The sequence below is a fragment of the Georgenia sp. 311 genome (assembly GCF_006151955.1).
Taxonomy (GTDB): domain Bacteria; phylum Actinomycetota; class Actinomycetes; order Actinomycetales; family Actinomycetaceae; genus Oceanitalea; species Oceanitalea wutianyii.
Map to the genome: position 1 here is coordinate 56123 of NZ_VDFS01000052.1, position 492 is coordinate 56614.

Consider the following 492-nt stretch of genomic DNA (forward strand, 5'->3'; position numbering starts at 1 on the left):
ACCACCCAGGCCGCGCCCGCCCTGCTCGCCCCCGCCCCCGACCGCCGCCGCACGCCCGGCCACGGCTACCGCTGGTCCGCCCGTGCCTTCGTCCTGCCCGGCGTGCTCATCGTCGCGGCGCTCATGTACCTCCCGTTCGTCTGGACCTCCTACCTCAGCCTCACCGACTTCAACGGCCTGGGGGAGCCGGAGTTCGTCGGCCTGGACAAGTACCGCGAGATGTTCGCCGACGCCGGCTTCCTGGGCTCCCTGCGCAACACGCTGCTGTGGGTCGTGGGCACCCTCGTCCTGCCGGTGGGCCTGGGCCTGCTCCTCGCCGTGCTCACCCACGGACTCAAGGGGGCGTTCTGGTACCGCCTGCCCTTCCTGCTGCCCTACGCGATCTCGGGGGTCGCGGTCGGCGTCATCTGGACGTTCATCCTCCAGAGCGGGGGAGCGCTGGACGAGGCCCTCGCCGCCGTCGGGCTCGAGAGCCTCGTCCAGCGCTGGCTG

General features: G+C 72.4%; 1 protein-coding gene. It reads left to right on the top strand.

The window, feature by feature from the left end:
• On the top strand, positions 1 to 492 hold a 492-nt coding region (locus FHE66_RS15590), incomplete at both ends, for a carbohydrate ABC transporter permease (RefSeq protein ID WP_176554747.1).